This is a genomic window from Corticimicrobacter populi (assembly GCF_003123725.1).
Taxonomy (GTDB): domain Bacteria; phylum Pseudomonadota; class Gammaproteobacteria; order Burkholderiales; family Burkholderiaceae_B; genus Corticimicrobacter; species Corticimicrobacter populi.
In genome coordinates this window covers 1,009,288-1,033,335 of record NZ_QETA01000001.1, presented here as the reverse complement: position 1 = coordinate 1,033,335, position 24,048 = coordinate 1,009,288, and the positions used below count along the sequence as shown (strand labels likewise).

Here is a 24,048-nt window from a genome sequence, read left to right as displayed (position 1 = left end):
AACATGGGAAAGGACCGGTTTTTGGAAAACCGGCAAAAACTCAGAACTGAAGCTGCATGCCTAGCGTGACTGTGCGGCCAGGGCCGGGCGTAGGCACGTTGGACATGGGGTCGAGGTAATAGCGATTGGTCAGGTTGGTCACGCTGGCATGCACGGCCAGGTTCTTGTTGATCTGGTAGCGACCATAGGCATCCAGCAACAGGGTGGGACGCCAGTGATAGGGCTTGCCAGTGGTGGTGAAAATCCGTTCCAGCCCCTGCGCAAGCAGGCGATCATACTGCTTGGTTTCGACCTTGCCGTGGTAGATGCCGCGCAGGCCCAGCTCGAGCTGGCGGTTGAACAGACGCGTGCCCAGGTCGACGTTGATCGAGTATTTGGGCTGCAGCGACTGATAGAAACGCGTGGCACCGAAGCCGCCCTCGATGCATTCCGGCACCCGCTGCAGGTACATGTCGTAGGCGAAGGCCATGTCGGTATCGCAGGTGACGTTCTTGAGCCGGTAGGTGCCGCCCAGCGAGGCAAAGAACCCGCCGGTATCGATGCGGCTCTGCAGCTCCAGGCCACGGGTGATCTTCTTGTCGTACTGGGTGATGCTGCGGTCGTCGGTGGTGTCGATGACGTTCTCGATCGTATTGTCGAAATACGTCAGGCGCACGTCGCCATATTCCAGCCTGTCCCAAAAGGGCGTGAAGTCAAAGCCGTAGCCAACCTCCCAGTTGCGGCTGCGCTCGGGCTTGAGGTCGAAGCCGGGCGTGGTCGGCTGGCTGATCAGGCCGGCGATGGAAGACGAGGTCGCCTCGTACAGGCTGGGAAAGCGCGTCAATTCCGCATAGCGGGCGAACAGGCGCTGGTTGTCGGTCAGGGCGAAGGTCAGTGCCAGCATGGGGGCCCAGGCATCACCGGTCATTTTTTGCGGCTGCGCCCATTTTTGGTTTTCTGTTATGTCTTTGAGAGCGGCTTTTGGTGTTGGATTGGTGGTCAATACCAGATCGTTAATTTCCTGTTCGTTGTAGCTGCTCGTATCGATATTTCTGGTGTCTATGGGCGTGTCTTTTTTAGCCTCGTAAGGATCTATGCCGAATTGAATGCCTGTTAAATATTTGTAGTAAGTACCTTGGGTGTCTGGTTGCGGATCTGTTGTGGTTTCACTGAAAATTTCCGGATTCAGCCGATTCTGGGATGCATCCGGTTTGCCATTTTGGAAAGGAATGATGTTGTCAGTCACCAGTTGGTAGATGGCTGTTTGGCTTAGATCCTGGTCGTAGTTCCAATGAGGTATATCCGCGCCAATAGCGCGTACATGCTGATAAGAATCGCGGCTCCCATATTTTTCTTCAAAAGTCTTTCTTGCCGCTTGAGCCTTGGTCAGTGCTTCTTCGTATGGCTGTTGGGTCTTAAGAAGCTTGTTGAATTCATTCTCCAGGGCAATGACTTCTTTAAGACTCTTGGCGGTATCGTCTGGAACAAGCTTCCAGTAGGGCAAGGAAAATCCTGCGATATATCTCTCGGCTCCTCCACCCCAGGCAAACCGCGCATTGCGATTGGCACGTTCGCGCGCCAGCGCCTCGTCGCGCACCCAGAACCGGTGATAGCGTATGCCCGCCTGCACGCTCAGCCGGGAGGTGGCCTGCCAGTTCATGACCAGGTTCAGGCCCCATTCCTGGCGCTTGCCACCGCGTGGGCCGGCCAGCTTGGCCAGGCCGGTGGCCATGCCATACTGATTGAACAGGTCCTGGCTGTTGACGATGGTGTTTTCTTCGTCCAGACGCTCGCGCTGGAAATCGGCACCCAGGGTCAGGTTGAAGGTCGGCGTGAGCTTGAAGCGGTTGCTGAGGCTGGCACCGTCGCGGGTCACCTGGGTGCGCTGCAGCGCACCCGAGACCACCGTGCGGTCGGCATCACCGAACCAGTCCTTGGAGAGGGCGAGAATCTGGTCGCGCGTGGTATTGGCATCAAAGCCGAACATGCCGCCGAGATCGGCGCAGGACCAGCCATAGTCGGCATAGTCTGGCGGTACCTGGTTGCGCACATTGCAGTAATACCAGTTGTCATGCAGTTGGTCCGGATTGTTGACCCCCAGTGACATGCCACCGCTCTGGTGGCGCTCGCTGTCTGTCTTGACGCGCCACAGGCTGGTTTCCAGGTCGATCCAGCGGTTGCCCTCGGGCTTGAGTTCATAGCCCAGTTTGTAGGTGTTGCTGCGGATATGCGAGTTGGTGCTCTGCGTCTGGGGGGCCATGCCGTTGCGATACATCGGATTGGCTTGGTGGAAGTTCAGGTTGAAGCTCGACTGGAAAGGGTTGATCTCTCCAAAGACGATATCGTTGCGCATGTATTGCAGGCTGATTTTCTGGCCGTTGGGCAGGTTCCAGTTGTTCTTGGCCAGCCAGGTTTCGTTGCGGGTATTGCTGTTGAATACCTCGTCGCCAGGGGCATACATCGCGGCCATGTTGGGGACGAAGGCGGCCGAGGATTTGCACTCGATGCCGCAGCCGTCCAGGTCGTAGACGGGGTTGTCGCGGTAGCCGTCGGCACCGTGCCGACCGGCGAAGTAATTGCCCTTGTCGCGGTAGGTGTAGGCCAGCAGGCCGTCGCTCAGGTCGGTCTTGAAGGCCCCGGCCAGCATGATCGACTGGTCGCCGCCAAAGCGTAGATCGTCGCGACCGCTGTGGTTGCGCGGAGGTGCCAGATCGTCGATTTTCAGGGCATAGGGGCTGAACTTGCTGCTGTCGTAGGGGTCCATGCCGCCGCCTGCGCCATCGGCCGTGGCACCGATCGTGCGATAGTCCCGTCCCAGGTACTGGCCCAGCTCGTTCTGTGGCCGTACGCTGTTGTTGGACGCTTCGGTGCGCAGCATCAGACCCCATGTCTCGCCTTCGAGCAGGATGTCGTCAGCCTCGATGGTGCGGATGGCCACCGAGCCGCCCACGCCGGGCTTCATGCCCCGGCTCAGGTCGGGACTCTTGTCCACGGCGATGCTGCGGAACAGGGCCGGATCGACATAGTTGCGGTCGCTCACGCCATAGTTGTTCATCCAGACGTCGACCGTCTGCTCGGTGCCGTCGATGGTGACGGGGATGCGCCCCTTGCCGGAAATGCCACGGATGTTGGGGGTGATGGCACCGCCTGCCGTACGGGTGTTCATGTTGTAGACACCATTCAGGCCCTTGAGGACATCGCCGGCGGCATCGATGCGGTAGCGTTCTATTTCTTCCCTACCGATGTAGACGTTGGAGACGTTCTTGTGGAACACCTCGTCGGCACCCTGTTCGTCTGGAGTGGGGCCGATGCCGCGCACTTCGATGGTCTGCATCTCGCGCACCTCGGATGCACCGGCATTCTGCTGTGCAGCACGATGTGATCCGCTCGGGTCGGCCGGCTGTACCGGCTGTGCCTGGACGCTGGTGGCCCAGAGGGCGGCCAGCAGCAAGGGTAGGGGTCTGAGGGTAAAACGGTGTTGCATCTTGATCTGGCTCCCGGCCTTTCCTGTCTGTTGTCGTATCTGGAACGGAAAGTCGCGCGGCCCTCTGTGATCGAGGCTCCATGCCGCACGGCGGAAGCTATTGTGTCTTTGTGAGATTGCAAACAAGAATGATAATTATCAAAATGAGAATTTTTCATGGAGAACCGCCCGAAACCCATTGCCAATGACAATTATCATTGCGATCAGGGTGCTGCCCGCCGGATACTCCTCCGTTGAGCAGGGTCGATCTTCATGCCACGATGAGCGCCGTAAAATGCAGGTCGATGCATGCCATGCGCATGTATGTGCGTACCTGACCGACTGGAGCCGACGATGCCGTACCTGCCGATGAACTGTCCACCTCACCTGCGCCCGATGCGTCGCAAGTTGCTGGGTGTCGCTGCTGCGCTGCCGTTGTGGGCGTTATCACCGCTGACTGTGCAGGCAGCGGATGTGCAGGTGGCCTCGGCCGATGGCCTGCGCCAGATCAGGCTGTCCGGGCCAGGGGCGACCGTCACTTTTCCATTGCTGCGCATGGTCGAGACCCAGGCGCTGGCCGATGCGGGCATTCACCTGACTTTCAGTCAATGGCGGGACCCCGACCATCTGCGTGCGCTGGCGCTGGAACAGGGGGCTGATTTCGTCGCCATGCCTTCCAATGTGGCGGCCAACCTCTATAACCGTCGCGTGCCCCTGCAATTGGCGAATATCTCCGTGTGGGGCATGTTGTCCATCCTGTCGCGCCAGCCAGGTCTGGCGACCCTGGCCGATCTCAAGGGGCAGGAGATCGCCATTCCGTTCCGCGCCGACATGCCGGACATCCTGTTCCAATTGCTGGCACGCGAGCAGGGGCTGGACCCGCGCCGTGATTTCACGCTGCGCTATGTCGCCACGCCGATGGATGCCGCGCAATTGCTGATGTCGCGAAAGGTCGATCATGCCTTGCTGTCCGAGCCGGCCACGTCGATGGTGCTGCGCAAGTCGCAGTCGTTCCCGGCCAGCATCGTGGCTCCCGATCTGTATCGCAGCGTCGATCTGCAGCAGGAGTGGGGGCGAGTGCTGGAGCGGGCACCGCAGATTCCGCAGGCCGGGATCGTGGCGCTGGGCGCGGTACGCGAAGATGCTGCCCTGATGCAGCGTTTTGCGCAGGCCTACGAGGCCGCCCATGCCTGGTGTCTGGCTGAGCCTGACGAGTGTGGTGCGCTGGTTGCCCGGCATATCGATATGCTGCAGGCTGACGCCGTGGCCGAGGCACTGCGGCATACCCCGGCGCGGTTGGCATCGGCTGCGCAGGCGCGTGGCGAACTTGAATATTTCTACGGACGCTTGCTGGAAAGCGAGCCGGCCCTGGTGGGTGGACGGCTGCCGGATGACGGATTCTATGCCGCTGCGGCGGCGGGCGAGGAGCCCGTCAGGTGAACGGCATGCGCAGGGCGCTGGCTGCTACATTGTCGTATCTCTGGAGCGGCTGGGGCGCGATTGCCAGCCTCTGTCTGTTCATGGCCGCTTGGGAGTGGGGCGCGCACGTCTATGGCGACCTGGCCCTGCCGGCACCGATGGCCGTATTTGGCCGGCTCGGCGATATGCTGGTTCAGGGCGGCGCATGGGGCGAACTGGCGGTATCGGCCCGGCGCGCGATGCTGGGATTCGCCCTGGCGCTGGCGGCAGGCAGCCTGCTGGGCATGCTGGCCGGATTGTCCATGACGGCCGCCATGGTGTCGCGTCCGCTGGTCACGCTGCTGGTGGGCATGCCGCCGATCGCATGGCTGGTGCTGGCCATGCTGTGGTTTGGCACGGGTGACATCACACCGGTGTTCACGGTGCTGGTGGCCTGTTTCCCCGTAGTATTCGCGGCCGCGATGCAGGGTGCGCGCACGCTGGATGGTGGCTTGCGGGACATGGCCCGGGCCTACCGGCTGCCGCGCCGCCTGCTGTTTACCGAGCTTTACCTGCCGCACATGCTGTCTTATCTGTTTCCTGCCTGGATCACGGCCCTGGGCTCATCCTGGAAAGTCGTGGTCATGGCCGAGCTGCTGAGTGCGCCCGATGGGGTGGGCGCAGCACTGGCTGTGTCGCGCTCGCACCTGGATACCGAGGCCTCGCTGGCCTGGATCGCGGCCATTCTCGGTTTGCTGCTGGCAGTCGAATACCTGGTGCTGGAACCGATCAAGCGCCGGGTCGAACGCTGGAGGACGGCATGAACACGCACCAGAGCATGCCGCCCGAGGCAGGTGATTGCATCACGCGGCACGATGCTGCATTGCTGCGAGACGCAGTACCGGATGGCGCGGGCCTGAGGTTGCGTGGCATTTCCCACCGCTATGGCCTGACTGAAGTCCTGCAGCATATCGATTTCGCCATGATGCCGGGTGAGAGTGTGGCACTGGTCGGGCCGTCAGGTTGCGGCAAGAGCACGTTGATGCATGTGATCGCCGGGTTGCTCGTGCCAGACCAGGGCAAGGTCGAAAATGACTTCCTGAGTCTGGGCTGCATGTTCCAGCAGCCCAGGCTGTTGCCCTGGCGCGCCGTGCTGGACAATATTGCCCTTGGCCTGCGGGCCCGCGGCGTATCGTTCGAGGCCCGGCGTCGGCTGGCGGCAGCGCTGGCGGCCCGCATGGAGCTGTCGGTCAATGACTACGACAAATATCCGCACGAGCTGTCGGGCGGCATGCAGAGCCGGGTGGCGCTGGCGCGGGCACTGGCGGTGGATCCTGATCTGTTGCTGCTGGATGAACCGTTCTCGGCGCTTGATGTCGGCCTGCGTGCGGAAATGCATCGGCTGGTGCGTGGCTATATCGAAGATCGGCATTGCTCGATGCTGATGATCACGCATGACATGATGGAGGCCGTGCGGCTGGCGGATCGCATCGTGATGATGGCGACACCGGGACGCATCGTGCATGTTCAACGGCTCGATTGCGCCTGGGCACAGCGCGACGACGTCTGGGTGCATCGTACGGCAGGTGAGCTGATGCAGGTCGAGGCCGTGCGGCGTGGTTTCGAACTGGAGTGCGAGGCATGATGGGTTTTCTGTCTGGCCGTTGGCATGCGTTGCTGACACATCCGCTCATGCTGTGCGGCGTGCGGCCTTTTTTTCTGCTGACAGCGGGAAGTGCGGTGTTGCTGATGGCTCCCTGGCTGCTGTTCAGTGCCGGTCAGCCGGCCGTGGTGCATTGGCTGGCCGGCATGCCGGGTGGTGCCGTGGCCTGGCATGCGCATGAGTTGTTGTATGGCTATGGCTTGGCTGCCGTGGCCGGGTTCCTGATGGCGGCCGCGCCCGAATTTACCCAGACTGCCGCGCCGTCGCGCGCACATATTGCTGCAACCTGCCTGTGCTGGCTGGCGGCGCGACTGGCCTGGCTGCTGGCACCCGCGCTGCCGCAAGGACTGGCCATTGCGCTGGCCGTACTCGGCAATGGTGCCGTCACGGTATTGCTGCTGTACCTGGTGGCACCGCGTGTCTGGGTCGCGACAGGACGGCCACACTTGGCTTTTCTGTATGCGTTGCTGGTGCTGGGCGTGCTGCAGGCTGGTTTTTTTGCAGCGCTGCTGCAGCAGGCCGACCCTTTGCGCTGGCTGTATGCGGCGGTGGGAGGACTGATGGTGCTGGTGATCGTGGCAGCCAGCCGGATATCCATGCGGATCGTCAACAGTCGGATCGTGGCGGGTGTGATGCATGATCCTCTGCCCGATACACCGGTCTATCTGGCGCGGCCGCCACGCCGCAATTTCGCCATTTTTGCCATTGTGCTGTGCAGTGTGCTGGAGTTTTCAGGCGCGCCCGCCGGCGTGATCGGCTGGAGCGCCCTGGCGGCCTGCGCCGCCGTGTTCGGCCTGCTCAATGACTGGCACATCGGCCGGCCACTTTTCAACCGCTGGGCCTTGATGCTGTATGCCTGTTACTGGATGCTGGCGCTGGGCTATGGCCTGATGGGCCTGTCCTGGCTGCAGGCTCCCTGGACGTTGTCGCCGGGGCGGCATCTGTTGATGATCGGTGCGATGGGGTTGTCGATCTTTGCCGTCATGTGCATTGCCGGTCGCCAGCACTGCGGTCACTGGCTGGATGTGCGTGCCTGGGTGCCGTTGTCGGCGCAGGCGCTTGGTGTGGCAGCCTGCCTGAGGGCGTTGGCCGGCCTGCCCCTGGGTGCTGCCTGGTATCCCTGGTTGCTGGCGCTGGCTGGCGTGCTGTGGATGTTGGCGTTTGGGGCGTATTTTGCAAGGATGTGGCCGATATTGGCACGGCCTCGCACGGATGGGCAGACGGGATGTGCCGAGCCTGTCGATGCGCATACGCACGGGCATGGTGGTGGTTGCGGTTGAAAACAAATATATGACAATGATTCTCGTTAGTGAGAGAATCGGGAGATGATGGTCCGGATGTCCGGGCCGGGGATGCCGCCGTTTCGGTCCGGCGGGAGCGCGTATTGACTGACTCACCATGCAAAATGATCTGATTGCGGCCCTGTCTTCGAGCCGCCTGTTCCGGGAGATGGCCCCCGAGATGCTGCGTACCCTGGCGTGCGGCGCGGTCACCGTGAGTGCGCAGGCGGGCGAGCATATTTTTCATACCGATGAGCCTGCCACGGCCTTCTACCTGGTCAAGGAAGGGCAGGTGCGTCTGTACCGCCCCAATCATGAAGGCAATGAAAAGGTGTTCCAGGTTGTGTCGCCGGGCGATCTGATTGCCGAAACGGCCATGTTTGCCGAGCCGTGCCGCTATCCGCTGTCGGCACAGGCCGAGACGGCGGTATGCCTGTACCGTGTGACGCGCACTACGCTGCTGGACTTGACGCGGCAGTCCGCTGATTTTGCCATGCAGTTACTGGCAACCATGTCGGCGCGGATTTATCAGGCAGTCAACCGTATCGATCATCTGACCATCGGCAATGCCAGTCAGCGCCTGGTTCTGCATCTGATCGATCTGAGTCGCGAGCAACGCAGCAGGCGTATTCACTTCCCGGTATCGGGCGGCGCGCTGGCACGACAGCTCAACATCGCGCCCGAAACCCTTTCGCGGCAGCTCAATCATTTCAAGCGCACGGGCCTGCTCGATGGTCGCAATCGGGATTGGGTCCTGCTGGATGTCGATGGCTTGCATCGCAGTGTCGGGTTGCCGCCGCCTTCGCGCAAGGCAAGTGAAGCCTGGCATGATACTGATCTGGGCAGCGACCTGTTTGGTTGTTGCAATTTTCGTTGAAGGTAGAACATGAAACTCTATTATTCGCCCGGTACCTGTGCGCTGGTGCCCCATATTGTCGCCAACGAGGCCGGCATTACGCTGGATTTGGTCAAGGTCAAGCTGGCCAGCAAGAAAACCGAAGACGGTACCAATTATCTGGAAATCAATCCCAATGGCTATGTGCCGGCCCTGGTGCTGGATGATGGCAGGACACTGACCGAGGCGTCCGTGCTGGGCCAATATCTGGCGGATCTCAAGCCTGACAGCGGTCTCATGCCGCAGGCCGGTGCATTCGAGCGCTACAAGGTCCAGCAATGGCTGTCGTTCATTTCGACCGAATTGCACAAGAATTACAGCCCGTTGTTTCGCCCCGGCATCCCCGAAGAGACGCGTGCCGCCAGTCGCGTTCTGCTGACGCAGCGGTTCGGCTATGTCGAAACAGAATTGGCTGACGGACCTTTCCTGACAGGGGCGACGTTTACCGTGGCCGATGCCTATCTATGGACCGTGCTGGGTTGGGCTCGGCTGGTTGAATTCGATATTTCCGGCTTTGCCCGATTGCAGCACTTCATGGCTGAAGTTGCTGCACGTCCGGCTGTACAGCGTAGCCTGCAGGAGCAGGGGCTGGTTTGACGATAGATGCCGGAAAGCTGGCGGTACTTTCAATCCGATAATGTGGAAGCCGGTGTGGTGTGGCTGAGGCGCAGCACGGTCTCCATCAGCAAACAATCCAGCATCGAATGATCCAGATCTCGCGACAGCGGCGGCAAGACCGATTCGAGCCGGCACAGTTCGTGATCGATGAATGCATTCAGGGCCGGCAGTGGCTGACCGTACTCTGATTCCATGGCAGCACGCTTGATCACCAGAAGCTGGTCAATGGCCTTGCGTACATCCGGTGCCGTCACCATGTCCTCGACCAACGCCTGGAAGCGCATCGGCGGTATCCCCCGCTGTTGTTCTATCCAGAGCGTTGCCAGGAGCGGACGCAGTACGTAGAGGTATTTTTTCAGGCGGACACGATCGCCTTGAAAATACTCTCGATAGTTCTTGCGCGCCATATGCACGTAGTGATGAAATGAGCGTTCGGCGTTGTGAACCTGCTGAATGGCTGTGCGCATATCGTGCAAAAACACCGGATCCGCCCGATAGACGACCGGTGAGTCCAGCCACTCGACCAGCGTGGCATTGCCTTTTTTGAGAAGCCCCAGCGTTTTGCGCAGTTCCCAGCCGTTGATGTCCAGCAGATCGGAAATCGGCAGTTCGATGACGTCGCGTTGCGGGCTGACCTGCAGATACCAGGGCAGGGACGGAGCGTAGATGAAACGGACATCGTAATCGCTGTCAGGCGAGGCGAAGCCCCAGCCGCGGCTACCGGATTCACAGGCGTAGAGCACACGGACATTGTGCTCGGTTTCGATGGCTGACAGTCTGGCCTGTATGTTCTCGCGAACGTCGGGATCGATGGGGTGGTCGCTATTCATGGGTGCCACAAATTTTGCTCATGATCCCTCTATGTTAGTGGGAGTCCCGTTTTCAACGGTAGGAAATTGATTGATGACATGCCCTATCGGGTCAGCAGATTGATGTAAGCCTGATAGCTGTAACTGCGGTTTTTTTTCTGTCCGGTCATTTCGGTCACAATGCCCAGGTTTTCCAGTACTTTGACAGCTGCTGTTGCGGTGGGGAAGCTGGTATCGAGTTGCTGACGCACACGTTCAATAGTGAAGCGCGGCATCATTGGCAGCATTTCGAACAGCCGGTAGCTGGCGGGGCCCGCTTTAGCAGATTGCAACAGGTGTTTGCGGTCTGCGGCGACCAGACTGGCCACCTCAATGATGTTTTTTTCCGCATCGCCAGCGGCGGTGATGATGCCTTCCAGAAAAAATCTCATCCAGGACTCCCAATCTCCTTCCGTGCGGATGGCCGACAGGCGACGGTAATACTCAGACTGATGTTGCTTGAGGTAGCCGCTGAGGTACATCAAGGGCTCAGACAGCAGTCCCCAATGCTCGAACAGGGCCGCGATCAGCAGGCGACCGATGCGCCCATTGCCATCGAGGAAAGGGTGGATGGTTTCAAACTGCGCGTGAATGAGCGCCACCTTGACCAGGGGTGGTAAATCTGTCGCCGTGTCGTGAATGAACCGCTCCATATCCGCCAGCAGCGTGGCAACGCGCTCCGGCGGTGGCGGTACGAAAACGGCATTGCCGGGCCGCGTGCCACCGATCCAGTTTTGTGACCGACGCAATTCGCCCGGCTGCTTGCCTGCGCCGCGCGCCCCGTCCAGCAGACGTCGGTGTGCCTCGCACAATAGCCGTACACTGATGGGCAGCCCTTTGGGATCGCGCAATTGCTCTTGAGTCCAGCGGAAGGCGTGCAAGTAGTTGGTCACTTCCTCCACATCATCGGTGTTGCTGACCTTGAAGCCTGCTTCCTCGTCGAAGAGGTCGGTGAGTGTGGCCTGCGTACCCTCGATTTGCGACGTGAGCAAGGCTTCCTTGCGGATGGCGCTGTACAACAGCCAGTCCACCGACGGCACCAGGCCGGATACGCCCGACAGACGTGCAAGCGACAGCTCGGCCTGCCGGTTGAGGTCAGTGAACACCTCGGGGGATAGGCCAGGATTGGATGGCGGCAAAGGATGTGGCACGAATGCACGCACCGACTCGCCCAAAGTCGTGGAAATCGAGAAGATCCCGGTTGTACGTGTCATTGAAAGCTGCCTTGAATAGCCTGCTGAGCAATTAAAGCATTCTTTAATTTGACTGGCAACAATTAAAGATGGCTTTCATTGGTTTGTGACGTATCACTTGAACCGATGCAGGCGCTTGACTACTGTGGTGGTCAGCGGCTTGATCTTGCCTTCCAAAACAAAACGCCTGACAGTTCACTGTCAGGCGTCAATTTTGGTGGACCGAAGGAGGATCGAACTCCCGACCTCCGCATTGCGAACGCGGCGCTCTCCCAGCTGAGCTATCGGCCCGGTAATCGGGTCGGCATTTTGCCGAAGGCATTATTCTAATCCTATTTTTCGGACTTTGTCCGAGGTGTGGCAAGGCTGCACCAAAACAGCGTAATATGAACCGTTTCCGTTGACTCACCGACCTTGATTAGGATCACGATATGACGACAGATGTACTGGATACGCTGGCAAGCCGCCGCTCGTTCAAACTGGTCACTGGGCCCGGGCCCAGCCAGGATGAGCTTGACCGTATCCTGCAGACGGCGATGTCGGCACCGGATCATGGCGCGCTGCGTCCTTGGCGTTTTCGCCTGATCCGTGGCGGGGCCATTGCACGCCTGGCAGACATGGCGATCCAGGCCATGAAAGACAGTGTCCAATACCAGGTTTCTTCCGAAAAGGAGGCTGCCATCCGGCAGTGGCTGGGAGACGTACCGGTCGTTCTGGCCGTGGCCTGCCATCTGGATCATCGCAATGATCGCATCCCGCAGTGGGAGCGCGAGGTGGCGACCGGGGCAGCGGTGACGAATATTCTCAATGCAGCCCATGCCCTGGGTTACGGCGCGTTCTGGAGCACCGGCCTGGGGGCCGGACTTGATACGGTGCAGGAAGCGCTGGGCTTTGATCCGCTGGATCATCGCTTCATGGGATATGTCGTGATCGGTACGCCGGCTGTCCAGCCGTCGCTACAGCCACGAGAGTCGATCGCCGGTCATGTCCGGGAATGGCATGCGCCTGAAACCGTATGAGCCGGGAGCAGGAAAGGGCGGCTGAGGCATCTGCTGTCCTGCCATCCCTGGCCGAACGGGCCGGGCGGCTGGCACTGGGTTTCACGATTGCGCTGGCGGGGGCCTTGCTGGCCGTCTGGATAGGCATCCCCTTGCCCTGGCTGCTCGGAGCGCTGCTGCTGACCGGTCTGACCCGCATGGCGGGTGTCGGTAGCCGGTGTGCGAAGCCGGTCCGCAATGCCGGCCAGTGGGTGATTGGTACCTCGCTGGGACTGTATTTCACGCCGCTGGTGGCGCACCACATCATCGACCATACGCCGCTGATTCTGTTCGGGATGGTCTATGCGCTGATCCTGGGGCTGATCGGTACCTGGGTGCTGCAGCGATTTGCCGGACTGGATTTCCGTACCGCCTGGTTTTCGGCGGCGATTGGCGGTGCCAGCGAAATGGTAAATCTGGCTGAGCATCATGGTGCCCGTGCCGACCGGGTTGTCTCGGTCCACAGCATGCGCGTGCTGATCGTGGTGGTTTTGGTGCCCTTCATTTTCCAGTGGTGGGGTGTAGCGGGACTCGATCCGGACATCCCGGGACCGCGCGCGGTGGATGTGTCGGGACTGGCGGCGCTGTTTGCGGGTACCTGCGCCACGGCATTGCTGTTCCGACGCCTGCGCCTGCCCAATGCCTGGGTTCTTGGACCGATGCTGTTCGCACTGCTGCTGACTGTTAACGAGATCGAGTGGTCGGCCTTGCCGCAGTGGGTGTCATGGGCAGGGCAACTCATGATCGGCTGGTCGCTGGGGGATCGCTACCGCCCTGATTTTTTCCGGGCTGCGCCGCGTCTGCTGTCGATCGTGGCGGTCCTGACCTGTCTGATGATCACCGGCTCGTTTGCGCTGGGCAGCCTGCTGGCCCCCTGGGTCGGACTGCCCGCACCCACGCTGATTCTCGGGCTGTCGCCGGGCGGCATTGCCGAGATGACGATCACGGCCAAGGTGCTGCAGCTTGGCGTGCCGCTGGTGACGGCCTTGCAGGTGACCCGCATGGTATTCGTGGTGTTGACGGTAGGCCCTCTGTATCGCTGGCAGGCTCGACGGCGCAGCCAGCGTGGTCTGTCCTCCTGACGTTCGTGGTATCTGTGCCAGGACGGCAGGTACAGGGCATCCGTCATCAGGGCAAGATGGGCTTGTCCTGATGGCATGAGGTCAGCGACAGCAGTGCGATGCCTGCATCTCGCTGCCCGACAGCGATTCGATGATCGGGCAGTCGGGGCGGCCATCGCCGTGGCAATGCTCGACCAGGTGCTTCAGCGTATCGGCCATCTGTTGTAGCGCTTGCGCCTTGCGTTCCAGTTCATCGATATGCATCTGCGCCAGTTTCTTGACATCGGCGCTGGCGCGCTGGCGATCATCCCACAGGGCCAGCAGCGCCTTGATCTGCTCGACCGGAAAACCCAGGTCACGGGCACGACGGATGAAATGCAGCCGGTGCAGGTCTGCCTGTCCGTAATGACGATAGCCCGCATCGCTGCGCGCCGGCTCGGGCAGCAGGCCGACGCTTTCGTAGTAGCGGATCATTTTGGCCGATATGCCGCTGGCCTGGGCGGCTGCGCCGATGTTCATGGGCGATATCCTTTCAGGCGCAAGGCGTTGCTCACCACGAAAACACTGGACAGCGCCATGGCGCCCGCTGCGAACACCGGCGACAGCAGGATGCCCCAGGCTGGATACAGCGCGCCGGCGGCGACCGGTATCAACGCCGTGTTGTAGGCAAAGGCCCAGAACAGGTTCTGGTGGATGTTGCGCAACGTGGCCCGGCTCAGAGCAATCGCATCGGGTACCCCGTGCAGGTCATCGGACATCAATACGACGGCGGCCGACTCTATGGCCACGTCCGTGCCGGTGCCGATGGCAATACCGATATCGGCTGTGGCCAGTGCCGGCGCATCGTTGATGCCGTCTCCCACGAATGCCGTTTTCAGTCCACGTTCATGCAGGGCCTGCAGCACGGCGACCTTGCCATCGGGCAAGGTTTCAGGGTGGACATCATCGATGCCGAGCTGGCGTGCCACGGCCTGGGCCGTATGGCGATTGTCGCCGGTGATCATGACGCTGCGCACACCCTGGCGATGCAGGGCCTCGATAGCACGGGCCGCACTTTCCTTGATCGGGTCGGCCACGGCAATCGCGGCCACGGCAGTCTGGTCCAGTGCCATGAACACGGGAGTCCTGCCGGTCTGGCCCCAGTCCTGCAGGCGTGCCAGCATGGTAGGCGGCAAGGCAATGCCGTGCTGTTCCATGAAAGCGGCGCTGCCGATGCGCAGGCATTGTCCCTGGGTCTGCGCCTGTACCCCCGCACCTGTCACCGCCTCGAAGCCGGAGACCTCGGGCAGGCTTAGTCCGTCTTGCTGTGCTGCTGCCACGATGGCCTGGGCAATCGGATGCTCGGAATGCTGCTGGACGGCAGCAGCCAGCGCCAGCACCTGTTCACGGCTGTAGCCTGCGGCCGGCTCAAGATCCGTCAGGACTGGCTTGCCCAGCGTCAGCGTGCCGGTTTTGTCAAAGGCCACCACATCGACCCTGCTCAGTCCCTGCAAGGCATCTCCTTGCCGGAACAGGATGCCCATGTCGGCGGCCCGCCCGGTGCCGACCATGATGGAGGTGGGGGTGGCCAGCCCCATAGCGCAGGGGCAGGCAATGATGAGAACCGCTACGGCATTGACCAGTGCCAGTGTCAGAGCGGGTTCGGGCCCCAGCCACCACCAGAGCGCGAAGGTGAGCAGCGCCAGGCCAATGACGACGGGTACGAACCAGCCGGTGACGGTATCGACCAGTGCCTGGATAGGCAGGCGTGCGCCCTGGGCGGTCTCCACCATGCCGATGATGCGCGCCAGCACTGTGTCGCGACCGGTATGCGTGACCGACAGGGTAAAGCTGCCGGTGGTGTTGAGCGTGCCCCCCACGACCGGCTGACCGACGGTACGCTGTACAGGCACGGGTTCGCCCGTGATCATGGACTCATCGACATAGGATCCGCCTTCCGTGATGGTGCCGTCGGTCGGTACCTTTTCACCAGGGCGTACCCGGACCAGGTCACCCGGGAGTACCAGGGCGATGTCGATGTCCTGTTCCTGGCCATCACGCAGGACACGCGCGGTACGCGGCTGCAGGCCGATCAGTCGCTTGATGGCGGCACCCGTGCGACCCTTGGCGCGTGCCTCAAGCAGGCGTCCCAGCAGGATCAGCGTGACGATCACTGCCGCCGCCTCGAAATACACATGGCGGGCGCTGTCGGGCAGCCAGTCAGGCATGAAAGTGGCGACGACCGAGTACAGCCAGGCACTAGCCGAGCCCAGTGCCACCAGGGAATTCATGTCAGGCGATCCGCGCAACAGGGCAGGAAAGCCCAGTCGATAGAAGTCCCGGCCCGGCCAGACCATGACGAGCGTGGTCAGGACAAACTGCAGCAGCCAGTTGCGTGTCTGCCCCAGCGTGTCTTCGATCCAGTGATGCCAGCCGGGGATGAGGTGCGCACCCATTTCGAGAATGAATACCGGCAGGGTCAGCAGCAGGGCGATCAGGAAGGTATGTTGCAGGCGCAGGAAGGCTTCCCGTTTGTGCTGCGCCTGACGTTGCGCCTGCTCACGCGCATCGACAACCGGCTCGGCGGGATAACCGATACCGGTGACCAGTTCGGCCAGGGCCTGGGGTGAGGTCTGGCCGGGATCGAACGCGATCCAGGCGCGCTCGGTCGCCAGGTTGACGTTGGCCTGCTGGACACCGGGCGCGGCGCGGATGGCTTTCTGGACACGATTGACGCAGGCCGCGCAACTCATGTCGCTGACGGCCAGTTCCAGCGTCTGAGGTGCGCCGGCAGCGCTGTCTTCGGGAGAGGATGTCATGGCAAACCAACCTGGGTGAAAAGGGGAATCGGTCATATCGTGCATCCAGTATTGACCTTCCCATTATGGTAAGGTCAATACTTGGACTTGCATATTGCTCCGGGTAAAAAAACCGTGGCAACATGTCTTCCAATCCATTCTTTTTCACGAGGTATCCATCATGTCTCTCAAACTCAGCGTGCCCGATATGAGCTGCGGCCACTGTGTGGCTTCGATCACCCGTGCCGTGCAGGCGCTGGATGCCGATGCACGGATAGAAGCCGATCTGCCGGTGCGCCAGGTCACCATCGATACGGCGGCCGCACCCGATGCCGTCGCTGCGGCGCTGCGCGAAGCCGGTTACGAGAATACCCCTGCCTGATATCAAGGAGACACCATGATTACACGCCAGACAGACGTTGCGGTCATCGGCACCGGTACGGCCGGCCTGTCGGCCTATCGTGCTGCCCGGCAGGCCGGCAAGCAGGCCTTGCTGATCGAGGACGGGCCTTATGGCACGACCTGCGCACGGGTCGGCTGCATGCCGTCCAAGCTGTTGATCGCTGCGGCAGAGGCAGCCCATGCCGCACAGCATGGAGCCCCGTTTGGCGTGCATGTCGATGGTACGGTGCGCATCAATGGGCGTGAAGTCATGGCGCGGGTACGCAGTGAGCGCGATCGCTTCGTCGGCTTCGTGCTGGAATCGGTCGAAGGCATCCCTGCCGCAGACAAGCTGCGCGGTCGTGCCCGCTTCCTGAGCGATACGGTGCTGGATGTTGATGGACATACGCGTGTCGAGGCCCGCTCGGTGGTGATTGCGACGGGTTCCCGGCCGGTCGTGCCCGAGGCATATGCAGGCCTGGGCGAGCGGCTGCTGGTCAATGATGACGTGTTCGAGTGGCAGGATCTGCCGCGCAGCGTGGCGGTATATGGGCCGGGGGTGATCGGCCTTGAACTGGGCCAGGCGCTGGCAAGACTGGGGGTAACCGTGCGTCTGTTCGGCCGCAGCGGCAGTCTGGGCGGCATCACCGATCCCGAGGTGGCAGCCAGTGCGCTGGCTGCGTTCCAGCAAGAGTTCTACCTGGATGCCAAGGCTACGGTGCACAGCGTGGTGCGGCAGGGCGATCAAGTCGAAATCCGTTATGTGGCGCTCGATGGCAGTGAGTGCACGGAACGTTTCGATTATGTCCTGATGGCGACTGGGCGCAGGCCCAACGTGGATGATATCGGTCTTGAACACACGTCTGCGGTGCTCGATGAGCATGGTGTGCCGTTGCATGACAAGGAAACGCTGCAGGTGCAGTCGACGGCAACCGATGGGACTCAGGGCCTGCCGATATTCATTGCCGGCGATGCCACTGCGGAATTGTCTTTGCTGCACGAGGCGGCCGATGAAGGCCGGATCGCGGGGCGCAATGCCGCCAACTGGCCGAATGTCGAGGCTGGCCAGCGTCGTGCCGGGCTGAGCATCGTGTTCAGCGAACCGCAGATTGCCAAGGTCGGTCCAGGTTACAGGGCACTGTCGAAGCAGCAGGACATCGTGACCGGTGAAGTGGATTTTTCCAACCAGGGCCGCTCGCGGGTCATGTTGCGCAACAAGGGCAAGCTGCGGGTCTATGCAGCGCCGGACAGTGGCCGCTTCCTGGGGGCTGAAATGGCGGGGCCATCAGCCGAGCATATTGGCCACTTGCTGGCTTGGGCGTTGCAACAGCAGATGACGATACCGCAGATGCTGGAGATGCCGTTCTACCACCCCGTGGTGGAAGAGGGGTTGCGTACGGCACTGCGGGATGTGGCGGGTAAGTTGAAGATGGCGTAGGTGGCAGGGCAACCAAGGACTGATACGGCATCAGACTTTGGTTGCCCTGCTGTTCACCAACTGAACCAGCCAGCTTTCAAAATCCAGGAGTTCACTTTCCTCGATCCAGAGTTCAGGCGGGATATCCGGATAGAACAGGCTGTAGTTCTGTTCCGTGCTGTCCATCAGGAAACCGCCGAAGTAACCGAACTTGGGCAACGAGACTGCCAGCAACACCTGCGGAAACAGATCCTCTCCATAGTTGCTGAACACGGAGGCTGAAAAATCGGCGATGTCTGCAGGCGGCAGGATGTCTATGCCTGCAGTTTTTTCACCGGAAAAAATTTCCACGGCACCGACGTCGATCAAAAACCGTCGATAGGATTTTGGCAGGGCGAGCTTGTGGGTCTGTTCGAACGCATAGAGTTCAGTTTCGTGAACAGGTCTTGTCCTGCGAAAGGCCTGTCGTTCTGTGTGGCCTGTATCGATCAGCGCTCCCTGGCTGAGCGCGATCCACGCACTCAGCCGAAGGCAGGCTTCTTCAAAGGTCAGGCAGCGACTCAATCTGCCTGCATGCCCTGGTGGCGCAGCAAGGCCTGGATTTCCGGATCGCGTCCCCGGAATGCCCGGAACGATTCCGCTGCCGGGCGCGCCCCGCCTACAGCAAGGATTTCACGCCGGAAACGCAGCCCGACCTCGGCAGCTTCCAGCGTGCTGCTCGCCTGGCCTGCCTGCACAGCCTCTTCGAAGGCCGCATAGGCATCTGCCGACAGCACTTCGGCCCACTTGTAGCTGTAATAGCCCGCGCCATAGCCGCCGGCGAACAGGTGAGAGAAGGTGTGCGGCTGGCGATGCCACTCGGGCGGGAAAAGCACGGCGACTTCCTGGCGTACTTCCTGCAACAGGTCCAGCACAGCGGCAATATCGGTCTGTCTCGTGCGCTGGTGCAGCAGCATGTCAAATAGCGAGAACTCGATCTGACGCACCATTTGCAGCCCGCTCTGGTAGTTGCGCGCCGCCAGCATGCGTTCATAGAGTGCATGCGGCAGCGGTTCACCGCTGGCATGGTGGCCCGAGAGTCGTTCCAGTACCGGCCATTCCCAGCAGAAGTTTTCCATGAATTGCGAGGGCAGCTCGATGGCGTCCCACTCGACGGCGGCGAATGCCGAGGCTCCCGGCTCGTCGATTTCACCCAGCAATGCGTGCAGGGCGTGGCCGCTTTCATGGAACAGCGTGATCACGTCGTCGTGCGTCAGCAAGGCCGGCTGCCCGACTCCGGGGGCCGAGAAGTTGCAGCACAGGTAGGCAATCGGTGTCTGCAGTGTACCGTCGGCATGACGGCGGCGGTTGCGTTCGCTATCGACCCAGGCACCGCTCTGCTTGCCGGTACGGGCATAGAGGTCGATGTAGAGATGACCGAGCAGGGTGCCGGATTCGTCTTCAACCTGGACGCAACGCACATCGGGATGCCAGGCCGATGCCTCGATCTCGCGCAGGCGGATACGGAACAATTGTGCAGCGATGTCAAACAATCCTTGCAGCACGCGTGGCGCGCTGAAATACTGCTTCACTTCGTCTTCGGAATAGGCATAGCGGGCTTCGCGCAGGCGCTCGGATACAAAGGCGGTGTCCCAGGGCTGCAGAGTATCCAGCCCCAGTTCATCACGTGCGAAGGTGCGCAGTGTGGCCAGATCCTGTTCGGCGTGGGGTCGGGCACGTCGTGCCAGGTCGCGCAGGAAGTCGGTGACCTGGGTGGCGTTGTCGGCCATGCGGGTCAGTAGCCGCAATTCGGCAAAATGGCTGTAGCCCAGCAAGCCGGCTTCGCGGCTGCGCAGTTCGAGCAGTTCCTCGATCAGTGCGGAGTTGTCGAAACGCGCATCGCCCTGGTCGGAAGCTGCCGTGCCATAAGCGCGATAGAGCGTGGCGCGCAAGTCCCGGTCAGTTGCGTATTGCATGACAGGGAGGTAGCAGGGCATCTTGAGCGTCAGCTTCCAGCCTGACTGCCCATCCTGTTCAGCGGCGGCGCGGGCGGCCTCGAGCACATCTTCGGGGATACCTTTCAGGCGTGCCGTGTCCGTGATGTACAGCGACCAGGCATCGATCGCGTCGAGGACATTTTCGGAAAATTTCTGTGTGACCTGGGCTTCGCGTTCGGAAATCGTGGCAAAGTCTTCACGGTCCTGACCTTGCAACTCGACACCGCTCAGGCGGAAATCACGCAGGCCGAGTTCGATGATGCGCTGGCGCAGTGGCGACAGCGTGGCAAAGGCAGGGGCTGCAGCCAGTGCCTTGTACTGGCGGTACAGGCCCGTATGCAGACCGACCCAGGTCGAGAATTCCGTGACCAGCGGCAAGGCCTCGTTGTAGGCCTCGCGCAGGGCCGGGGTATTGACGACGGCATTGAGGTGACCCGCCACCGACCAGGCGCGCCAGAGTGGTTCCGTGGCATTGTCGAGCGGTGCGACGATGCTGTCCCAGTCTGGCGTCAGGACCGGATCGGCGGCCTGCTCGACAGCCGCGCGGGCCTGTTCCAGCAACTGGCTGATGGCGGGGACGATATGTTCGGGGCGGATGTCGCCATAGGCAACTGGCTGGTCGGGTGCGACCAGCAGCGGATTGTGCGTCATGGCAGGGCCTCAGTCAGAATGCTGCGCCAGGCAGCGCTCGGCAGCTTCGATGGTGTTGACCAGCAGCATGGCGATGGTCATGGGGCCGACGCCACCCGGTACGGGGGTGATGGCACCGGCGACTTCGCGTGCGGAGTCGAAATCGACATCGCCGCACAGCTTGCCATCGTCGAGGCGGTTGATGCCGACATCGATTACGATGGCGCTCGGCTTGATCTGTGCGCCGGTGATCATGCGCGGTCGGCCTGTGGCGACTACCAGGATGTCGGCACGGCGGGTGTGCGTGGCCAGGTCACGGGTCTTGCTGTTGCAGATGGTGACGGTGGCACCTGCTGCTTGTAGCAGCAGCGCCATGGGTTTGCCCACGATATTGCTGGCACCCACCACCACCGCTTCGGCACCGCGCAGTTCGGCACCTTCGTGTTCCAGCATCTTCATCACGCCATAGGGCGTGCAGGGGCGGAACAGCGGCTGGCCGGTCATCAGCAGGCCGGCATTGCTGATATGGAAACCGTCCACATCCTTGGCAGCGGCAATGGCTTCGATCACGCGATGCGGATCGATGTGGGCCGGCAAAGGCAACTGTACCAGGATGCCGTGGATGTCAGGATCATGGTTGAGCGCATCGATACGCGCCAGCAGTTCGGCTTCGCTCATCCCGGCCTCGTATTTTTCGAGTACCGAGTGCATGCCGGCCTGTTCGCAGGCATTGACCTTGTTGCGCACATAAACCTGGGAGGCCGGGCTGTCGCCGACCAGTATCACGGCCAGGCCGGGCTTGACGCCCTGAGCCGTCAGCGCCTCGGCGCGACGGGCAACGTCGGTACGAATGGTGCGGGCCAGGGCGGCGCCGTCGATGATGCGAGCTGTCATGCTGGATATGTTCCTCATTCCTTGATGTGTATGGTCCCGGTTCAGGACTCCTGGTGCAGGGCGACCTTCATGAGATCGGCAACCGTGGTGACCTGCAGCTTTTCCATGATGTTGGCCCGATGGGCCTCGACCGTTTTGATGCTGATGTTGAGATCATCGGCGATCTGCTTGTTGAGGCGACCGGCTACGATGCGCTCCAGCACCTGCTGTTCGCGGGTGGTGAGGCGGGCCAGCATGGCTTCGTGGTTGCGCTTGGACTGGGCCTGGTTGAGCCGCTGGGCCGCTTCTTCGAGCATGCGGCCGACGATTTCACGCAGGTCGGCTTCGTTGAAGGGTTTTTCGAGAAAGTCCACAGCCCCTTTCTTCATGGTCGATACCGCCATCGGCACGTCGCCGTGACCGGTGATGAAGACGATGGGCAGCGGCGAGTTGCGTGCCAGCAGTTGCTCCTGCAGTTCCAGGCCGCTCATGCCGGGCATGCGGACATCGGCAATCAGTACGCCAGCCTGGTTTTCGTCGTATTCCCGCAGGAACTGTTCGGCGTCGCCATAGGCGCGTACCCGATAGCCATTGGCCTCGAGCAGCCAGCGCAACGAGTCGCGGACGGCTTCGTCGTCATCGACAATGAAAACGGTACTACTGCTGGGAGGGATGGAACTCATGCATGCAACTCCTTGGACTTGTCGATGGGTGCAGTCGATTGTGGCGCCGCACAGGGCAGGGTAAAGCGGAAGATCGTGCCTCCCGCCGGGTTGGCCTGTGCCCAGAGCCGCCCATGATGCAATTCGATGATGGTGCGGCAGATATTCAGCCCCATGCCCAGCCCTTCGGACTTGGTGCTGAAAAACGGTTCGAACAGCCGCTCGGGCTCCGCCAGGCCGTGGCCGCGGTCAATGACCGCCACTTCGACCTGCTGTGCACCGGGCGTGATGTCCACATACAGTGTATCGCTCTCGCTGTTTTCCATGGCTTCCAGGCCATTTTTGACGATGTTGAGCAGAACCTGTTCAATCAGGATCGGATCGGCCATGACTTCGGGCAGTACCTCGGGCTCGCGGCGTATGATCTGGATGCGGCGGCGGCGGGCGTCGATCTCGGCAAAGCCGATGGCGTTATCCACGATGGTGCCCAGCGCAGTGCGCTGGCGGCGCGGCTCGCTGCGTTTCACGAATTCGCGGATGCGACTGATGATCTTGCCGGCCCGCTCGGCCTGGCTGGCGGCCTTCTCGAGTGCCGGCAACAGCATCTCGGGATCGGTGCGGCCTGCCCGCACCATGGCGACGGCCCCCATGCTGTAGTTGGCGATGGCGGTCAGCGGCTGGTTGAGTTCATGGGCCAGCGACGAGGCCATTTCGCCCATGGTGGTCAGTCGGCTGGTGAGCTGGACCTTGGCCTGTTGCTGGCGCGAGGCTTCTTCGTGGCGGCGGCGTTCGGTGATGTCGCGCGCTACCTGCAGGCGCACGCGTCGGCCATCGGTCCAGGCCAGCATGCGGTGGTGCACCTCGAACCAGCGCTGGGCCGATTGCGAAAAGACCTCGATGGCCTCTTCGGTAAAGCGGCCGCGCCGGCCTGCCAGCAGTTCATCATGGCCGCTGGTCTGCGCGCCGAATACACGGCGGTAGGTGCGGTTGGCGAACAGCAGCTCGAGACCTTCGGCGCTGTCGGCCGTGACCGAAATGGCATCGTCCAGCCCTTCGAGCACGGTCATGAAGCGCTCGTGGGCAGCGGTCAGTGCCTCGCGGATGCGCTTGGGCTCGGTGATGTCGGTCATGGAGGTCATCCAGCCGATCTGGTCGCCGGCCGGATCCAGCAGCGGTGAGACATACATGCGCGCCGTGAAGCGTGAACCGTCGCGGCGCTGCGCCTCGACCTCGAGTCCGGTGCCGGGAGCCTTGCCCGAGAGCAGGATGTCGATGATATGGCGGTGTTCCTCGTGCTTGCCCGGTACCCAATAGGGAAAGGGGGGGCTGCGACCGATCAGATCGGCTTCGTTCCAGCCGATCATGCGACAGAAGGCCGGATTGACGTAGGCGATGCGACCTTCCATGTCGAGCACCCGCATGCCGGTGGACATGGAGTTTTCCATGGCGCGGCGAAAGCCTGTTTCGGCAATCAGCGCTGCCTCGGCGCGTGAGCGAAAGCGCGTGTAGCGCCACAGAGCCAGCAGGCTGATGACGATTAGGCAAGAGAGGGCGATGACCAGCCAGAGCAGGCGCTGCTGGCGCAATTCCTGGTCGATGCTGACGAACATGATGCTGTCGTCGCGCAGCCTCTGCAGCCAGAAGAAAGCAGCCATGACACAGAGGTAGAGCACCAGCACCAGCGCGGGCGTCAGCCAGTAGAACCCGCGCCGCCGGGCGTACGCGTGGTCGTGGAAAGGGGTCGGGACAAACGATTTGGTCTGGCGTGCCATGATGTCATGCGAGCGGGTAGCACGCTATTTTAGACTGTTGTCGCCGGCACGGTGCCGGACTGCTGTCTGGAATATAGTGGAAAATCCAGATTCCGTTATGTTGCAGTGCAAAAAAATCGGATATA

At 61.5% G+C, this 24,048-nt stretch carries 20 protein-coding genes and 1 tRNA gene; 10 read left to right on the top strand and 11 right to left on the bottom strand.

What is annotated here, in order from left to right; genetic code table 11:
• Nucleotides 1–40 precede the first annotated feature (40 nt).
• The gene (locus DD235_RS04945) at nt 41–3,463 is read right to left on the bottom strand and encodes a TonB-dependent receptor domain-containing protein (protein ID WP_109060878.1); all 3,423 of its coding nucleotides are present in this window, start codon (nt 3,461–3,463) and stop codon (nt 41–43) included.
• A 333-nt stretch (nt 3,464–3,796) separates the two neighbouring features.
• Here DD235_RS04945 and DD235_RS04940 point away from each other — a divergent pair, with 333 nt between their 5' ends.
• The 6 genes from DD235_RS04940 to gstA all read left to right on the top strand — a co-directional run bounded on the left by DD235_RS04940 (nt 3,797) and on the right by gstA (nt 9,275).
• Nucleotides 3,797–4,882 (top strand): ABC transporter substrate-binding protein, encoded by a 1,086-nt coding sequence (locus DD235_RS04940; protein WP_204524188.1) that lies wholly within the window; start codon nt 3,797–3,799, stop codon nt 4,880–4,882.
• 5 nt (nt 4,883–4,887) lie between these two features.
• A complete protein-coding gene (locus tag DD235_RS04935; RefSeq protein ID WP_204524187.1) occupies nt 4,888–5,664 on the top strand; it encodes an ABC transporter permease in 777 nt (258 codons plus the stop codon).
• A complete protein-coding gene (locus DD235_RS04930; protein ID WP_109060876.1) occupies nt 5,661–6,485 on the top strand; it encodes an ABC transporter ATP-binding protein in 825 nt (274 codons plus the stop codon). Before DD235_RS04935 ends, DD235_RS04930 begins: the two co-directional genes overlap by 4 nt.
• Nucleotides 6,482–7,783, top strand: coding sequence for an NnrS family protein (locus DD235_RS04925; protein ID WP_109060875.1), 1,302 nt, complete (start codon nt 6,482–6,484; stop codon nt 7,781–7,783). Before DD235_RS04930 ends, DD235_RS04925 begins: the two co-directional genes overlap by 4 nt.
• 118 nt (nt 7,784–7,901) lie before the next feature.
• Nucleotides 7,902–8,660: a Crp/Fnr family transcriptional regulator gene (locus DD235_RS04920; protein WP_109060874.1), complete on the top strand. Its 759-nt coding sequence runs from the start codon at nt 7,902–7,904 to the stop codon at nt 8,658–8,660.
• A gap of 9 nt (nt 8,661–8,669) precedes the next feature.
• A complete protein-coding gene (gene gstA / locus DD235_RS04915) occupies nt 8,670–9,275 on the top strand; it encodes a glutathione transferase GstA (RefSeq protein ID WP_109060873.1) in 606 nt (201 codons plus the stop codon).
• A gap of 29 nt (nt 9,276–9,304) precedes the next feature.
• Here gstA and DD235_RS04910 read toward each other — a convergent pair whose 3' ends face one another.
• The 3 genes from DD235_RS04910 to DD235_RS04900 all read right to left on the bottom strand — a co-directional run bounded on the left by DD235_RS04910 (nt 9,305) and on the right by DD235_RS04900 (nt 11,628).
• Nucleotides 9,305–10,126 (bottom strand): nucleotidyltransferase domain-containing protein, encoded by an 822-nt coding sequence (locus tag DD235_RS04910; RefSeq protein ID WP_109060872.1) that lies wholly within the window; start codon nt 10,124–10,126, stop codon nt 9,305–9,307.
• An 83-nt stretch (nt 10,127–10,209) separates the two neighbouring features.
• Complete coding sequence (locus DD235_RS04905; RefSeq protein ID WP_109060871.1) at nt 10,210–11,358, bottom strand: Fic family protein; 1,149 nt, start codon at nt 11,356–11,358, stop codon at nt 10,210–10,212.
• 194 nt (nt 11,359–11,552) lie between these two features.
• Nucleotides 11,553–11,628, bottom strand: a tRNA-Ala gene (locus DD235_RS04900).
• A gap of 140 nt (nt 11,629–11,768) precedes the next feature.
• Between DD235_RS04900 and DD235_RS04895 the strand changes: the two genes are divergently transcribed.
• Complete coding sequence (locus DD235_RS04895; RefSeq protein ID WP_109060870.1) at nt 11,769–12,356, top strand: nitroreductase family protein; 588 nt, start codon at nt 11,769–11,771, stop codon at nt 12,354–12,356.
• Nucleotides 12,353–13,456: an AbrB family transcriptional regulator gene (locus DD235_RS04890; RefSeq protein ID WP_109060869.1), complete on the top strand. Its 1,104-nt coding sequence runs from the start codon at nt 12,353–12,355 to the stop codon at nt 13,454–13,456. Before DD235_RS04895 ends, DD235_RS04890 begins: the two co-directional genes overlap by 4 nt.
• An 81-nt stretch (nt 13,457–13,537) precedes the next feature.
• On the opposite strand, the gene cueR is transcribed toward DD235_RS04890, so the two are convergent.
• Nucleotides 13,538–13,954 carry a Cu(I)-responsive transcriptional regulator gene (cueR, locus tag DD235_RS04885; protein WP_109060868.1) on the bottom strand — a complete coding sequence of 139 codons (417 nt, stop codon included), beginning with the start codon at nt 13,952–13,954 and terminating at the stop codon, nt 13,538–13,540.
• Complete coding sequence (locus tag DD235_RS04880) at nt 13,951–16,233, bottom strand: heavy metal translocating P-type ATPase (RefSeq protein WP_109061029.1); 2,283 nt, start codon at nt 16,231–16,233, stop codon at nt 13,951–13,953. Before DD235_RS04880 ends, cueR begins: the two co-directional genes overlap by 4 nt.
• Nucleotides 16,234–16,393: 160 nt before the next feature.
• On the opposite strand from DD235_RS04880, the gene DD235_RS04875 reads away from it, so the two are divergent.
• Together DD235_RS04875 and DD235_RS04870 are read left to right on the top strand one after the other, a co-directional pair.
• Nucleotides 16,394–16,594 (top strand): heavy-metal-associated domain-containing protein, encoded by a 201-nt coding sequence (locus DD235_RS04875; RefSeq protein WP_109060867.1) that lies wholly within the window; start codon nt 16,394–16,396, stop codon nt 16,592–16,594.
• 15 nt (nt 16,595–16,609) lie between these two features.
• On the top strand, nt 16,610–18,031 hold the full coding sequence (locus DD235_RS04870) for a dihydrolipoyl dehydrogenase (protein ID WP_109060866.1): 1,422 nt from the start codon (nt 16,610–16,612) through the stop codon (nt 18,029–18,031).
• A 30-nt stretch (nt 18,032–18,061) separates the two neighbouring features.
• Here the strand turns inward: DD235_RS04870 and DD235_RS04865 are convergent, their stop codons facing one another.
• Genes DD235_RS04865 through DD235_RS04845 form a run of 5 tightly spaced genes read right to left on the bottom strand, consistent with a single transcriptional unit; the run spans nt 18,062 to nt 23,923 of the window.
• Nucleotides 18,062–18,574: an SMI1/KNR4 family protein gene (locus tag DD235_RS04865; protein ID WP_204524186.1), complete on the bottom strand. Its 513-nt coding sequence runs from the start codon at nt 18,572–18,574 to the stop codon at nt 18,062–18,064.
• Entirely contained in the window at nt 18,571–20,637 is a 2,067-nt protein-coding gene (locus DD235_RS04860; protein ID WP_109060865.1) for a M3 family metallopeptidase, read from the bottom strand. The genes DD235_RS04865 and DD235_RS04860 overlap by 4 nt, the downstream gene beginning before the upstream one ends.
• A gap of 9 nt (nt 20,638–20,646) precedes the next feature.
• The gene (folD, locus tag DD235_RS04855; protein WP_109060864.1) at nt 20,647–21,510 is read right to left on the bottom strand and encodes a bifunctional methylenetetrahydrofolate dehydrogenase/methenyltetrahydrofolate cyclohydrolase FolD; all 864 of its coding nucleotides are present in this window, start codon (nt 21,508–21,510) and stop codon (nt 20,647–20,649) included.
• 41 nt (nt 21,511–21,551) lie between these two features.
• Complete coding sequence (locus tag DD235_RS04850) at nt 21,552–22,172, bottom strand: response regulator transcription factor (protein WP_109060863.1); 621 nt, start codon at nt 22,170–22,172, stop codon at nt 21,552–21,554.
• Nucleotides 22,169–23,923 carry a PAS domain-containing sensor histidine kinase gene (locus DD235_RS04845; protein WP_109060862.1) on the bottom strand — a complete coding sequence of 585 codons (1,755 nt, stop codon included), beginning with the start codon at nt 23,921–23,923 and terminating at the stop codon, nt 22,169–22,171. Before DD235_RS04845 ends, DD235_RS04850 begins: the two co-directional genes overlap by 4 nt.
• Nucleotides 23,924–24,048 lie beyond the last annotated feature (125 nt).